Origin of the sequence: Psychroserpens sp. S379A, assembly GCF_049800755.1 — a bacterium.
Lineage (GTDB): Bacteria > Bacteroidota > Bacteroidia > Flavobacteriales > Flavobacteriaceae > Psychroserpens.
This window is the reverse complement of sequence record NZ_JBNAFQ010000002.1, coordinates 77,693-92,858: the sequence shown is the minus strand read 5'-3', so window position 1 is coordinate 92,858 and position 15,166 is coordinate 77,693. Positions and strand designations below refer to the sequence as shown.

At 34.6% G+C, this 15,166-nt stretch carries 12 protein-coding genes; 3 read left to right on the top strand and 9 right to left on the bottom strand.

The annotated features are described in order from the left end of the window. Positions 1 to 2: 2 nt before the first annotated feature. The 5 genes from tsf to ACP15M_RS05180 all read right to left on the bottom strand — a co-directional run bounded on the left by tsf (position 3) and on the right by ACP15M_RS05180 (position 4,033). Entirely contained in the window at positions 3 to 977 is a 975-nt protein-coding gene (gene tsf / locus ACP15M_RS05200; protein WP_425076126.1) for a translation elongation factor Ts, read from the bottom strand. Positions 978 to 1,064: 87 nt separating this feature from the next. Then, entirely contained in the window at positions 1,065 to 1,868 is an 804-nt protein-coding gene (rpsB, locus tag ACP15M_RS05195; RefSeq protein WP_425076125.1) for a 30S ribosomal protein S2, read from the bottom strand. Between the two features lie 208 nt (positions 1,869 to 2,076). Next, positions 2,077 to 2,463 carry a 30S ribosomal protein S9 gene (gene rpsI, locus ACP15M_RS05190; protein ID WP_425076124.1) on the bottom strand — a complete coding sequence of 129 codons (387 nt, stop codon included), beginning with the start codon at positions 2,461 to 2,463 and terminating at the stop codon, positions 2,077 to 2,079. Next, positions 2,463 to 2,918 (bottom strand): 50S ribosomal protein L13, encoded by a 456-nt coding sequence (rplM, locus tag ACP15M_RS05185; RefSeq protein ID WP_425076123.1) that lies wholly within the window; start codon positions 2,916 to 2,918, stop codon positions 2,463 to 2,465. Before rplM ends, rpsI begins: the two co-directional genes overlap by 1 nt. 152 nt (positions 2,919 to 3,070) lie before the next feature. Further along, positions 3,071 to 4,033, bottom strand: a complete 963-nt coding sequence (locus ACP15M_RS05180; protein ID WP_425076122.1) for an L-threonylcarbamoyladenylate synthase — start codon at positions 4,031 to 4,033, stop codon at positions 3,071 to 3,073. A 122-nt stretch (positions 4,034 to 4,155) separates the two neighbouring features. Between ACP15M_RS05180 and ACP15M_RS05175 the strand changes: the two genes are divergently transcribed. Next, positions 4,156 to 6,105 carry a YgiQ family radical SAM protein gene (locus ACP15M_RS05175; RefSeq protein ID WP_425076121.1) on the top strand — a complete coding sequence of 650 codons (1,950 nt, stop codon included), beginning with the start codon at positions 4,156 to 4,158 and terminating at the stop codon, positions 6,103 to 6,105. A gap of 4 nt (positions 6,106 to 6,109) precedes the next feature. Here ACP15M_RS05175 and polA read toward each other — a convergent pair whose 3' ends face one another. Further along, positions 6,110 to 8,989, bottom strand: coding sequence for a DNA polymerase I (polA, locus tag ACP15M_RS05170; protein ID WP_425076120.1), 2,880 nt, complete (start codon positions 8,987 to 8,989; stop codon positions 6,110 to 6,112). 99 nt (positions 8,990 to 9,088) lie between these two features. Between polA and ACP15M_RS05165 the strand changes: the two genes are divergently transcribed. Continuing rightward, positions 9,089 to 10,018 carry an isoaspartyl peptidase/L-asparaginase family protein gene (locus ACP15M_RS05165; protein ID WP_425076119.1) on the top strand — a complete coding sequence of 310 codons (930 nt, stop codon included), beginning with the start codon at positions 9,089 to 9,091 and terminating at the stop codon, positions 10,016 to 10,018. A 5-nt stretch (positions 10,019 to 10,023) separates the two neighbouring features. Here the strand turns inward: ACP15M_RS05165 and ACP15M_RS05160 are convergent, their stop codons facing one another. The 3 genes from ACP15M_RS05160 to ACP15M_RS05150 are packed head-to-tail and all read right to left on the bottom strand — an operon-like array spanning position 10,024 to position 12,360. Next, entirely contained in the window at positions 10,024 to 11,148 is a 1,125-nt protein-coding gene (locus ACP15M_RS05160; RefSeq protein ID WP_425076118.1) for an HTTM domain-containing protein, read from the bottom strand. Continuing rightward, complete coding sequence (locus ACP15M_RS05155; protein ID WP_425076117.1) at positions 11,114 to 11,458, bottom strand: hypothetical protein; 345 nt, start codon at positions 11,456 to 11,458, stop codon at positions 11,114 to 11,116. The genes ACP15M_RS05160 and ACP15M_RS05155 overlap by 35 nt, the downstream gene beginning before the upstream one ends. 41 nt (positions 11,459 to 11,499) lie before the next feature. Beyond that, on the bottom strand, positions 11,500 to 12,360 hold the full coding sequence (locus ACP15M_RS05150) for a cyanophycinase (protein WP_425076116.1): 861 nt from the start codon (positions 12,358 to 12,360) through the stop codon (positions 11,500 to 11,502). A 106-nt stretch (positions 12,361 to 12,466) separates the two neighbouring features. Between ACP15M_RS05150 and cphA the strand changes: the two genes are divergently transcribed. After that, the gene (gene cphA, locus ACP15M_RS05145; RefSeq protein WP_425076115.1) at positions 12,467 to 15,106 is read left to right on the top strand and encodes a cyanophycin synthetase; all 2,640 of its coding nucleotides are present in this window, start codon (positions 12,467 to 12,469) and stop codon (positions 15,104 to 15,106) included. The last annotated feature ends 60 nt before the right edge of the window (positions 15,107 to 15,166 follow it).

Sequence of the window (15,166 nt, the reverse complement as noted above, 5' to 3'; positions counted from 1 at the left end):
GATTATCCTACTGTAGCACGTTTAAATCCAGTAACAGTAACATCACCATAAGATTCAACATATTGAGCAACAGTTTTCTTTTCGTCTTTGATAAACTTCTGATCAAGTAAACATTGTTCTTGATCTAAAGTCGTGTTATCAGAAATAAAACGTTCCATTTTACCAGGTAAAATTCTATCCCAAATTTGTTCTGGTTTACCTTCAGCTTTCAATTCAGCTTTAGCAGCTTCTTCAGCAGCAGCTAACACTTCAGGAGTTAATTGCGCCATAGAAATGTATTGAGGTACATTTTTTAAGGTCTTGCCTAATCGTCCTAATTCGATATTATCTTTTTCGATAACTGCAATTCTTGCTTCAGTTTCTGAAGCGATAAATGCAGGATCAAAATCTTTGTAAGATAATGTTGTTGCTCCCATAGAAGCAACTTGCATAGCAACATCTTTTACTAATACTTCAGCGTTATCAACGTTTGCAGATAAACCTACTAAAGCAGCAATTTTATTGATATGAACGTATTGTCCAACGTAAGGTGCATCTAATCTTTCGAAAGCAGTGATGTCTAATTTTTCACCAATAACACCTGTTTGTTCAGTTAATTTTTCAGCAACAGTCATGCCTCCAAAATCAGCTGCTAAAAACTCTTCTTTAGTGTTGTAGTTTAATGCAACTTCTGCTAATTCGTTAGCTAATGCAACGAAGTTTTCGTTTTTTCCAACAAAATCAGTTTCACATCCTAAAACGATTGCAACACCAGAGGTATTATCTGCATTAATTTTTGCGATAGCAGCACCTTCAGATGAATCCCTGTCAGCTCTTTTTTCTGCTACTTTTTGTCCTTTTTTACGAAGTACTTCAATGGCTTTATCAAAATCACCTCCAGCTTCAACTAGAGCTTTTTTACAATCCATCATACCAGCTCCAGTAGCTTGTCTTAATTTATTTACTTCTGCTGCTGTAATTTTTACAGTATTTTCCATAGTGATATAAAATTTAAAAAAGTCGTTTAATCATTAGTTCTTAAAGACAACAATTAAACGACTTAATTATATTGTGTAATTGTTAATTTATTCTTCTTCGTTAGCGGCAACTGGTGCAACTGCTTCAGCTTTTTTCTCAGCTTTTACTTCTTTTTTTGCTGCTGGTGATTTTTCACTTTTAGCATCTTTCTCAGCTTTGTCTGATTTTCTTTCAGCTAAACCATCTGCTACTGCAGAAGTTACTACTGATAAAACTTTGTTGATTGACTTAGAAGCATCATCGTTAGATGGGATTAAATAATCTACTTCACGTGGATCAGAATTTGTATCGACCATAGCAAAGATTGGAATATTCAATTTTTGTGCTTCTTTAATTGCGATGTGCTCACGTTTAATATCTACAACAAATAATGCTCCAGGTAAACGTGTCATGTCAGAGATAGAACCTAAGTTCTTTTCTAATTTAGCTCTTTGACGATCAACCTGTAAACGTTCTTTTTTAGAAAGAGAGTTGAATGTACCATCTTTTTTCATACGATCGATCATAGCCATTTTTTTAACAGCTTTTCTAATCGTTACGAAATTGGTTAACATTCCACCAGGCCATCTTTCAGTAATGTAAGGCATGTTTACATTGCCAGCTTTTTCAGCTACGATGTCTTTAGCTTGCTTTTTTGTAGCAACAAATAAAATTTTCTTTCCTGAAGCAGCAATTTTGTGAAGTGCATCACAAGTTTCTTCAATTTTAGCTGCTGTTTTGTAAAGGTTGATGATATGGATACCGTTACGTTCCATATAAATGTAAGGAGCCATGTTTGGATCCCATTTTCTTGTTAGGTGACCAAAGTGTACACCTGCTTCTAGTAAGTCTTTGACTTCTACTTTTTCCATGTTGTAATTGTTTACGTTCTATTAAATTAGCAATGATTAAGTGGTCATTTATTTAAAATCGCCTTAATCATTTAGATGCTAAACTGTACCTGAACTCGTTTCAGGGTTTTTTAATTGTTTTGTAAAAGCTGTTCTGATGAATAACCAGAACAGCTTTTGAGATTTTTTATATTCCGAAGAAAATTCAGAATAATAAAAAAGAATAGGATTAACGTTTCGAGAATTGGAATTTCTTCCTTGCTTTCTTTTGACCGAACTTTTTACGTTCAACCATTCTTGAGTCTCTTGTTAATAATCCTTCTGGCTTTAATATTAGTCTGTTTTCTGCATCAACCTCACACATTGCGCGAGATAATGCTAAACGGATCGCTTCGGCTTGACCAGTAATGCCACCACCATAAACGTTTACTGTAATATCAAAGTTGCCATCGTTGTTAGTCATGGTTAAAGGTTGGTTTACCTTATACTGCAAAGTTGCAGTAGGAAAATAAACCTCCATGTCTTTTTTGTTTACCGTGATCTTGCCTTTTCCTTTAGCAAGGTACACACGAGCAACAGCCGTTTTTCTACGACCGATTTTGTGAATTACTTCCATTAGTTAACTTTGTTTAAGTCTATTGTTTTAGGTTTTTGAGCTTCATGTTTGTGCTCAGAACCTACAACAACATTTAGATTACGGAATAAATCTGCGCCTAATTTGTTTTTAGGGAGCATTCCTTTTACTGATTTTTCTACGATTCTTGCAGGATCTTTTCCAAACAATTCAGTCGCAGATAAACTTCTTTGACCACCTGGATAACCAGTGTGACGAATGTAAGTTTTGTCCGTCCACTTATTACCTGTTAAGTTGATTTTTTCTGCATTGATAACAATTACGTTATCTCCACAGTCAACATGTGGTGTGAAGTTAGGCTTGTGTTTACCTCTTAAAAGTATTGCTACTTTAGAAGCTAAACGACCTAGCGTTTGATTTTCAGCATCAACTAAAACCCACTCTTTATTAACAGTAGCTTTGTTTGCTGAAATCGTTTTGTAGCTTAATGTGTCCACACTTATTAATATTAGTTGCCTGTTCACGACAGGCGGTTAAACTGTTCTCTCTTAAAAAAGAGTTTGCAAATTTACGATTAAATATTTGATTAACAAATAGACTCGTGTGTTTTTTGATAGTAAAAAAACACCTATAATGTTTTACTGTTAAATTAAGCTTGAACAGTTGCACGTTGTAACCTGTCATTTATTGATTTTCCTAATCCGAAGTCTGGAAAACGTTCTGCAATAATAAGGTCTAATTCCTGTTTGTCGAGTTGATGCAATGCATCATATAATTTTGAAGCTGCTTCTTGAAGGTTTTGTGTTTCAGACAGTACAATTTGAAAAGCAACATTAGTATTTGTTTTAGGTGTTTTGAATGTTAAAATACCAATTTGTTTTCCTTGATGTATTTGTAAAGCTTCGGAAAGATTTTCTACTAAAATAGTTTGTGTTTTAGGTGCATAATGCCTGTCTAGCATTCCTGGAGCATCAGGAGTAATTTGTTTTTTATTCTTAATTTCAATTGTTCCTACGACAGCTTCAATAGCTTCAATAGGTGTAGAACCTAATCGGTAAATGATGGGTTCTTCATTGTTAAAGCCTATTATAGTTGATTCTATACCACGTTGACAAGAACCTCCATCGAGCACCATTGTTATATCATTTTCAAAATAATCGTTAACATGCTGAGCAGTTGTTGGACTAATACTTCCGAAGGGATTTGCACTTGGAGCAGCCAAAGGAAATTCTAAACGCTTTAAAAGTTCTAATGCAGTTGGGTGATTTGGAATACGAACTGCAACGGTATTTTTTCCTGCTGTAATTAAATCTGGAATATGTTGGTTCTTCGGAAGGACAAGTGTCAAAGGTCCTGGCCAAAAAGCTTCGGCTAATAATTTAGCTTTTAAAGGAACATGACTTACAATAGTTGGTAGCAAATCAATAGAAGCAATATGAACAATTAACGGATTAAAAAACGGACGCTTTTTAGTTTCAAAAATTAGTTTTATCGCTTTTTCTGAATAGATGTTTCCAGCCAATCCATATACAGTTTCTGTAGGAATAGCGACCAATTCTTCAGCTTCTAATAATTCTATTGCTTTCGATATGTCTTTTGAAATAATACTCATGTCTACTATACTTTGCAATATTACTTTAAAAATTCAAAATAGTTAAGAATTTTTATTGGCATAATGCTCATTTGTTTATTCTTAAAGTAGAAGCAGCAATTTTTGACTACTTTTGCAAAGGTATGAGTGAATTACAACTTTCAGATTGGTTACCTACCACGAACAAAGAGGTTAAGATACGTGGATGGGATGCGCTAGATGTTATTTTGTTTAGTGGAGATGCTTATGTCGATCATCCATCGTTTGGTCCTGCTGTGATTGGTCGTATTTTAGAAAGTTACGGATTACGAGTCGCTATTGTTCCGCAACCAAATGTTAATGATAATCTTCAAGATTTTGTGAAACTTGGTGCTCCAAAATTATTTTTTGGAGTTACAGGAGGTTGTATGGATCCTATGATTAGCAATTATAATGCTAATAAAAAGCGTCGTGATAAAGATGCCTATACGCCAAATGGAGATATTGGATTTCGACCTGATTATGCAACGACAGTTTATAGTAATATTTTAAAAGAAAAATGGCCAGAAGTGCCAATCTTAATTGGAGGTATTGAAGCGTCTTTACGTCGTGTCACACATTATGATTATTGGAGTGATAAATTAATGCCTACCATTTTAGAAAGTTCTAAGGCAGATATGTTGGTTTACGGAATGGGAGAGCAACCATTACGAGAAGTGGTTCGTTTACTTCAGAAAGGCGTTCCGTTTTCAAGTATTACAACGGTTAAGCAAACAGCTATTCTTATAGATAAAAATGCCAAAATTCCAAAAAATAGTAATTGGGAAGATGTAGAGATTGCTTCACATGAAACATGTTTGAAGGATAAAAAAACATATGCCTCTAATTTTAAAATTATTGAGCAAGAATCGAACAAACTTGCTGCTCGACGTATTTTTCAAAATGTTGGTGATAAGACTTTGATGATAAATCCGCCATATCCTACAATGACTGAGGATGAAATCGATGCCTCTTTTGAATTGCCTTACACACGATTGCCACATCCAAAGTATAATAAACGTGGACCAATTCCTGCGTACGAAATGATTAAGTTTTCTATTAACATTCATCGTGGTTGTTTTGGAGGTTGTAGTTTCTGTACTATTTCGGCACATCAAGGAAAATTTATTGCGTCCCGAAGTCAGGAGTCTGTATTAAGAGAAGTCGATACAGTAGCAAATATGCCAGATTTTAAAGGTTATTTATCTGATATTGGAGGACCAAGCGCCAACATGTATAAAATGAAAGGGAAGATACAATCTATTTGCGATAAATGTGTTGCGCCAAGTTGTATTTCGCCTGTAATTTGTAGTAATTTAGATACATCTCACAAGCCCTTGACAGAATTATATCAAGCTGTTGATAGTCATCCGAAAGTAAAGAAATCCTTTATAGGTTCTGGAATTCGTCATGATATGTTAGTGCCTGAGTTTAATAAAAATGCAGATCCGAAAGAGTTAGATGATTACACTGAAGAAGTGATGACTAAGCATGTGTCTGGTCGACTTAAAGTAGCGCCTGAGCATACAAGTGATCCTGTATTGAAATTAATGCGTAAACCGTCGTTTTCTTATTTTCATAAGTTTAAAGAACGTTTTGATAGGATTAATATTAAGAAGGGATTGAAACTTCAACTCATTCCTTATTTTATATCGAATCATCCAGCTTGTGAAGCTGAAGATATGGCAAATCTTGCAGCCGAAACAAAAGACATGGGTTTTCAGTTAGAGCAAGTACAAGGCTTTACGCCAACACCAATGACAGTAGCTACTGTCATTTATTATAGTGGCTACCATCCATATACTTTAAAACAGGTCAATACACCAAAAACACGAAAAGAAAAAGATGAGCAACATCGTTTTTTCTTTTGGTATAAAGAGGAGAATAAGGCTTGGATTAGAAAGACGTTAAATAAACTTGGTCGTCAAGATTTATTGGATGTACTACTGCCAAAAAAAGACGAAAAATGGCGTAAAAATAAACCTGGTAAACCCAAGCACACTTTTAATGATGCAGTGCCTTTTAATCAACGAAAGACTAAGGTGAAGTATAAGAAGAAAAAGAATAGGAGGTAGTTTTCTAATGCGCCTCCAACCAATTCAAACCAGTATCAATTTCAACATCTAAAGGTACTTCAAGTTTATAGGCATTCTCCATTTCAGATTTAATAAGTTTTGAAATATCTTCCAATTCAGGTTTAAAAACATCAAACACTAATTCATCATGTACTTGCAGTAACATTTTCGATTTGTAATTACTTGCTTGTAATTTTTTATGAATATTAATCATCGCAATTTTAATGATGTCTGCTGCACTACCTTGAATTGGTGCATTTACAGCATTGCGTTCAGCTGCTCCTCTAACCACAGCATTACGAGAATTGATGTCTTTTAAATAACGACGACGTCCTAAAATGGTTTGTACATAACCATGATCTCTTGCAAAATCAACTTGTTCGCTTATGTAGTTTCTGAGTTTCGGATAGGTTTCATAATAGGTGTCAATAAGATCTTTAGCTTCACCACGAGATAAATCGGTTTGATTGCTTAGTCCAAAGGCAGATACACCATAGATGATTCCGAAGTTAACAGTTTTGGCATTACTACGTTGCTCACGAGTGACTTCAGAAATAGGCACATTAAATACTTTTGAAGCGGTTGAGGTATGAATATCTTCACCATTTTTAAAGGCTTCAATCATAGTTTCTTCTTGACTCAAAGCAGCAATAATACGTAGTTCTATTTGTGAATAATCGGCTGCCAATAAGGTGTACTCTTCATTTCTAGGGACAAAGGCTTTACGTACTTGTCGACCACGTTCGGTACGAATAGGAATGTTTTGTAAATTTGGATTATTACTACTCAAACGTCCAGTAGCTGCAACGGTTTGCATATAATCTGTATGTACGCGATGTGTAGCTTCATCTACTTGAAGTGGTAAGGCATCAACATAAGTGCTTTTTAGTTTTGAAAGTCCTCTATAGTCTAAAATATCTTGAACAATTTTATGTTCTTTGGCTAAGTACGATAAGATGTCTTCACTTGTTTTATACTGACCAGTTTTAGTCTTTTTTGGTTTATCAACCAACTTCATTTTTTCAAATAAGATAATTCCTAATTGCTTAGGTGAGGCGATGTTGAACTCTTCTCCAGCAGCATCATAGATGCTTTTTTCAAGATTAATAATATCGTTGTTTAATTCTTTAGATAATGAATTTAAAAAGTCTTTGTCTAGGTTAATACCTTCTAATTCCATAGAAGCTAATACACGAAGCAACGGAATTTCAATCTCATCAAATAACTTTTGAGTGTTAGCTTCGCCTAATTCTTTTTCAAAATGTTCTTTTAATTGAAGCGTAATATCGGCATCTTCAACGGCGTATTCGGTTTGCTGTTCTAAAGGAACGTCTCTCATAGAAAGCTGATTTTTTCCTTTTTTACCAATAAGTTCTGTGATAGAAATAGGTGTATAATTGAGATAGGTTTCTGCTAGCACATCCATATTATGTCGCATATCTGGATTGATGAGGTAATGCGCCAACATGGTGTCGAAGAATTTGCCTTTGACATCAATATTGTACTTTGCTAAAACTTTGATATCGTATTTTAAATTCTGACCAATTTTCTCGATGTTTTCATTTTCGAAAAAAGGTCTTAGCATTTCAATTAATTTTTGAGCCTCACTTCTATCTTCTGGAAAAGGCATGTAAAAGCCTTTACCTGTTTCCCAAGAAAAAGCAATACCAACTAATTCTGCTTGTAACGGATTGATACTTGTGGTTTCAGTATCAAAACAAACTGAAGTTTGGTTGAGTAAGTTTTTTATAAATAGTTTGGTTGCCATTCCAGAAGCCACACTTTGGTAAAAATGTGAGGTGGTTTTGGCTGTTTTTCTAGTGTAATCGGAAACCACTTCTGTAGTATCTGAAGTGTCTCCTCCAAATAATGAAAATTGCCCTGAACCTGCGGTTTTTGAAGATGAAGTTGAAACCGAAGAAGATTTCTCGACAGAGCCTGTGCTGAGCGAAGTCGAAGTGCTCGAAATGACAGCAGTATTTTTTGAAGCTTTATCATCTTCTGTAGCAAAGGTTTTTAAGAAATTATCGGTGAGTCGTCTAAACTCTAAATTCTGAAAAATTTCTTTTACTTTTTCAACATCTGGATGGTCTAATTCAAAATCTTTAGCATCAAAAGTTACAGGAACATCCAACATGATGGTTGCCAGTTTTTTAGATAACAAACCTAATTCGCCATTAGCTTCTACTTTTTCTTTCATTTTCCCTTTTAACTGGTCTGTGTTAGCCAGTAAACCTTCCATGCTACCAAATTGATTGATGAATTTTTTAGCAGTTTTTTCACCAACACCAGGTAAACCAGGAATATTATCGGAAGAATCTCCCATCATGCCTAAAAAATCAATCACTTGTATTGGATCTTCTACTTCAAACTTTTTTTGCACTTCAGGAATTCCCCAAGTCTCGTAACCACCACCAAACACTGGTCTGTACATAAAAATATTGTCGGTTACCAATTGCGCAAAATCCTTGTCTGGTGTGACCATATAGGTTTTGTAACCTTCCTTTTCGGCTTGTCGCGATAAGGTTCCTATGATATCATCGGCTTCATAACCTTCTTTCATCACAATAGGAATGTGCATGGCTTTTAATATCTCATAAATATAAGGCACAGCAGTTTTAATGCCTTCTGGAGTTTCGTCACGATTAGCTTTATAAGCATCAAACATTTCGACACGATCTGCACTTCCGCCTTTATCAAAACAAACGGCTAAATGATCTGGTCGTTCACGTTTTATAACATCTAAAAGGGAATTCATAAAACCCATAATAGCTGAGGTGTCTTCACCTTTTGAGTTAATTCTCGGGTTTTTTATAAAGGCGTAATAGCCACGAAAAATTAATGCATAAGCATCAACTAAGAAAAGGCGTTTTTGATCAGACATTTGAATGAAATTGAAAGAAACTCAAAGCTACAAAAACTTATGCTTTAATGAATATTATTTGGAATGCAATTTGTAATTTTCGGCACTAAATTTTTTTTAATGAATACATTTTCAATAGCGATTCATGGTGGAGCAGGAACTTTAGTGAAAGGAATGATGACACCAGAATTGGAAGCCCAATATAAAACCGATTTAAAAGCAGCTTTAGATGAAGGCTATTTAGTGTTGTCTAAAGGAGGAACAGCTATTGAAGCTGTTGAGACTGCTGTGAAAATTTTAGAAGATTCACCATTGTTTAATGCAGGAAAAGGGTCTGTATTTACTGCTAACGAAACTCATGAAATGGATGCAAGTATTATGGATGGAAAGACCTTAAATGCAGGCGCTGTGAGTTTGATTTCTGGAATAAAAAATCCAGTAAGTCTTGCACGTGATGTAATGGAAAAAAGTGAGCATGTATTTTTAGCAGGAGAAGGAGCGATGCAGTTTGCAAAAGAATTGCATTATAAGGAAGAAGCAGCTTCTTACTTTTATGATGAATTTCGTCACCAACAATGGTTAGAGATAAAAGATACTGATAGTTTTCAGTTGGATCATTCTACAAAAAAGGATTCTAAGTTTGGAACGGTTGGAGCAGTGGCTTGTGACCAAGATGGAAATGTTGCAGCAGCAACATCAACTGGAGGAATGACTAATAAAAAATGGGGACGTGTTGGCGATTCTCCAATGGTAGGAGCAGGAAATTATGCAAACAATAAAACATGTGCTGTGTCTTGTACAGGAAGTGGTGAGTTTTTTATTAGAGGCGTTGTGGCTTATGATGTGGCTTGCTTAATGGAACATAAAGAAATGAGTTTGCAAGCAGCTTCAGAAGAAGTGATTAATAAACGTATTTTAGAAATAAAAGGTGATGGTGGATTAATTGCTGTTGATGCTAAAGGAAATATTGCCATGCCATTTAATACTGAAGGCATGTATCGCGCTTGTAAAACTTCAGAAGGGAGAGAAGAGATTGCGATCTATAAATAGCTGAGTTATATCTTTTTTCTTGATAATCTTATAGGTAAGAAGTAAAAAATAACACTCCAAATAAATATAGCGTTTAAAACAAATAATGCTGTTCTGTAGTTATAAAGAATGACATACATAGTCATATCTATAAACAAAAGGAACATAAAAAAGTTAGGTGTATATAAGAAGAGGTCTTTTAATGCATTATGATTATAAAGTGTTTTGCCTTTGGTTTTAAGACTTAACCAATGTTTATTTTCAGAAGTTAAAGAAGACCAAACCTGTTTATTGTCTCGATCTAAAAATTTAAAGAAACCTCTTAGTTTAATTAATATTTCCGACGGTTTGTAATTTACAATCAACTGCTCTTTTGGGATGCTTAAAAATGCTAATAATACAATAGCTAACGATTCAATAAAATGCCCAAATCGAAAAGCTGTAAGCGTGAAGAGTGTGGTATGAAAAATAATAATAAACCACAGTGTTAGAGATCTGGTTCTTCTAAATAAGATTAAGATTGCTATAGCAAATTCAGTAAACATAGCAATATATGATAGTAATTTTGCAAAGAGCATTTCGGGTAACGATTTAGAAATGTATAAATACACTGGATTTTCTCTTGCGCTTCCTAGCCAAGTATCCATAAATGCTCCAGACCACCAATCGGGTTCTAGGAATTTATTAATTGAAGCTCCAAAATATACCAAACTCAATTGAAAGATGAGCAAATAAGGAGGTTCTTTATCATTGGTTAATCCAGCTAAAAATAAGGCACAACCACAAATGAAATTATGGTTAAAAAACAAGGGTTTTGAAGCTAATATATTTAATATTACAACAAGTCCTATGATGATACTTGCTGTTCTCACTTTTATATTAAATAGTAAGGCAAACACACTACAAGCATAAACAGTTCTAAAAGTATATTTGAAAAGATTAGGATAATTATGAAACCAGTCTAATGCTGTAATAAAAGGAATATGCGGATCTTCAATTTTAAAAAACATATGATGTGCTGTCATTAAAATGACAAGTAATTTACACATCAATAACACATTTGGATGCAGCTTTGTGCCCTCAAATTGAAATGGTCTTAAGATAAATGTTGGAAAATTATTCATGCTTAAATGTCCATTTTTTTTCGTCATGACCATTTGTTGAATAAATCATAGTGACTTGTGCATTATCATCTTTACCATAAGTGTTTTCGTATTGAGATATTAATGAAAAAATATTATCAATAGAACGTTGTTCCCAGCCTTTCATTTTGTATTTATAACGAGCAACTGTTTCTTCTGGCGAAAGTGTTTTTCCATCTATAGAAACAAATACTTGAAATTTTGTGTGCTGATCATAAGGAGCCCAACAAAAAAAACGCTCAGGTATAAAACGAGCGTGGACAATTAATCCTATTTGAATGCATAAAAAAAGAATGCCTATGAAACCCCTAACTTTCATAAGACGAAAAGTAGACCTAATTACAATGTCTACAAAAAAAATTAGATAAAAGGCGCTTCTATTGGAAGAACTTCCACTTTTTTCTTTTTAATATTAAAGCGATCTCCATTCGATAAGATATGCGTTTTTAAGTTTGTGAGAGACATTGGAGTGCCTTCTTCTAAGATGTTATGGTTGTTATGCTTGATTTTACGACCATCAAAAACAATCACCATTCCTGAGCCTATAATTTCAAAGCAGTTGTTTTTTATAATTAAACCAGTGTCTTCAGCTAAACCTAAGCCTATAAGTTTAGGAAACTGCGCAACCGCTTCAGAAATTCGACCAAATCGTCCGCGTTTAATAAAATGAGTGTCAATGATTAATTCAGGAATTAAACCTAAACCTTTATACATGTTAACAGCGCCTTTAATAAAGGATTCAGTAGCACTTCCACCAGCAATCATTTCTTTCGCCATAGCCATAGCTCCTGCACTTGTACCTGCAATTACAAATCCTTCTTCATTTTTATAACGATGTAATAGAATGTCATGAATAATTGTTCCGCCAATTTTGTTTGCAATTTTTGATTGATCACCACCAGAAAACATAATGCAGTTGGCATTTTGAACTAAATCGATAGCATGTTGCGTTTCAGAATCTTCTTTTGAACGAATATCTAATACTTGAACATTTTTACAGCCTAATGTGTTAAAGGCAGTAAGATAATTTTCTCCAATTTCTACAGGAATACTCGATGCAGTAGGAATCACAACAATATTAGCATCTGTACCTCCAGCTTCTTTTACAACATGATATAAAATGCCTTCATCAATAAACTCTAAAGTATACATTTCATCAGCTTCGATCCCTTTATCTTCATTTCCTCCAATAGGAATTAATGTTCCTTTTATCTTCTGCATATTATCTGTTCTGTAGTTTTAATATTAAGCAAAAATAAACTAATTTTTCTATTGAAAAATGTTATATTTATAATCTTTCACATTAACTAACTGAAAATAAATTCGCATGGAAATTCGCAGTATAAATGCTATGAGAGGACCAAATTATTGGTCTGTTAGACGACATAAATTAATCGTAATGGTTCTAGATCTTGGAGGTATGGAGGAAAGACCTTCAGATACAATTGATGGTTTTTACGAGCGCCTTACCACAATGTTTCCAACGATGTACGAACATCGATGTTCTGTTGGAGAACCAGGAGGTTTTTTTCAACGTGTTAAAAGAGGCACTTGGATGGGACATATTGTTGAACATATAGCCTTAGAAATTCAAACGCTTGCAGGTATGGATGTTGGCTTCGGAAGAACTAGAGGTTATGGCGAATATGGTGTTTATAATGTGGTATTTGCTTATATGGAAGAGTCTGTAGGTCGCTATGCTGCGAAAGCATCAGTTAGAATTTGTGAAGCTCTAATAAAAGGAGAAGCATATGATTTATCTGAAGATATTCAGGAGATGAGAGAGCTTCGTGAGGCAGATCGATTAGGTCCTAGTACTGGATCTATTGTTGAAGAAGCTGAAGCACGTGGTATTCCATGGATTCGTTTGAATAAGTATTCACTATGTCAGTTAGGTTATGGCGCCAATCAAAAACGAATTCAAGCCACAGTTACTAGTGAAACAAGTAGTATAGGTGTAGAACTAGCCTGTGATAAAGAAGATACAAAGTATTTATTAGAGCAAGCCGAAGTAGAAGTACCAAGAGGCGATATTATTAGACGAGAGCGTAGCTTAGAGGACGCTTGTGATTATGTTGGATTTCCTTTGGTAATAAAGCCTATTGATGGAAATCATGGTCGAGGGATTACAGTCGATATTCAAAATTATGAAGACGCATTGCAAGCCTTTCATCATGCTAAAGAAAGTTCTAGAAGTGGTGCCATTATCGTTGAGAAATTTATTAAAGGTGACGATTATAGATTATTAGTGATTAATAATAAACTAGTTGCAGGAGCTATTAGAACACCTGCTCATGTTATTGGTGACGGAAAATCAACAGTTCAGGAGTTGATTGATGAGGTCAATAAAGATCCACGACGTGGTTATGGACATGAAAATGTACTGACTCAAATTTCTGTGAATGAATTAACAAAAACGATTATTAAAGATGCTGGGTATACTTTAGAGTCTGTAATTGCAGAAGGAGAAAGACTCATTTTAAAGGATACAGCCAATTTAAGTACAGGAGGAACTGCTGAAGATATTACAGATATTATTCATCCAGCAAATGTGAGTATGGCAGAACGTATTTCTAAAATTATTGATTTAGATATTTGCGGAATCGATATTATGACCACAGATATCACAAAACCTTTAAGTGAAACAGGAGGAGCAGTTTTAGAAGTAAACGCTGGTCCTGGATTTAGAATGCACTTAGCTCCAACAACTGGATTACCTAGAAATGTTGCTGCTCCAGTAATCGACAAATTATTTCCACAAAAAGGTGATACAGGTCGTATTCCTATTATAGCAATCACAGGAACAAACGGAAAAACAACAACCTCTCGTTTAATTGCTCATATTGCTAAAATGAAAGGCTATCGAGTTGGTTACACAACTAGTGATGGTGTGTATATTCAAAACCGATTATTAATGACAGGTGATTGTACTGGTCCTGCAAGTGCCGAGTTTGTACTTAAAGACCCAACCGTAAATTTTGCGGTTTTAGAATGTGCTAGAGGTGGATTGCTTCGTGCTGGTCTCGGATTTAAAAAATGTGATGTTGGTATTGTAACCAATGTGGCTGCAGATCATTTAGGACTTAAAGGCATTCATACTATCGAACAATTGGCTAAAGTAAAAGGCGTCATTCCAGAAACTGTTTTACCTGATGGTTATGCTATTTTAAATGCTGATGATGATTTGGTTTACGATATGCGTCGATCTGTCAATTGTAATGTGGCATTATTTTCTATGGACGAAAACAATCCTAGAATTAAAGCCATGCAACGCCTTAATGGAATTACAGCTGTGTACGAAAATGGCTATGTAACTATATGTAGAGGTGAATGGAAAATGCGAATTATGAAAGCAGAAAGTATTCCATTAACCTATGGTGGAAAAGCAAAATTCATGATTCAAAATGTACTGGCTGGAATTTTAGCAGCTCATGTGCAAGGCATTAGTATTGAAGATATGAAAGCTGGTTTAGAAACGTTTATTCCTTCAGCCTCTCAAACACCTGGACGATTAAACCTATTTAAATTTGAGAATTTCTCAATTCTGTTAGATTATGCACATAATGCTGCAGGTATGAGAGCTTTGCAAAAATTCACAGATGAACTTGATGCTACTGTAAAAGTTGGTATCATTGCTGGAATTGGCGACAGACGTGTCGAAGATAATAATGAAATGGGAGCTATTGCAGCCGAAATGTTTGATGAAATCATTATTCGTCAGGATAAACGCTTACGCGGAAAAACTGAAGAGGAGTTGATTAAAATGTTGAATGATGGTATTAAAATGAAGGATCCTAATAAGAAAACAACTATTATTCCTTCAGAAAAAGAAGCCATAACTTATGCAGTTAAAAATGCAGTCAAAGGGTCTTTAATTATTTTATGTAGTGATGTGATTCCTGATGCTTTAGATTTGGTCAAGAAATTTAAAGAACAAGAAGCAAAAGGTGAGTTAAATTTAGTGTAAGGCATCTGCAAATAGATATTATAATAAAAAAAGCCCGAAACTTAGTTTCGGGCTTTTTTT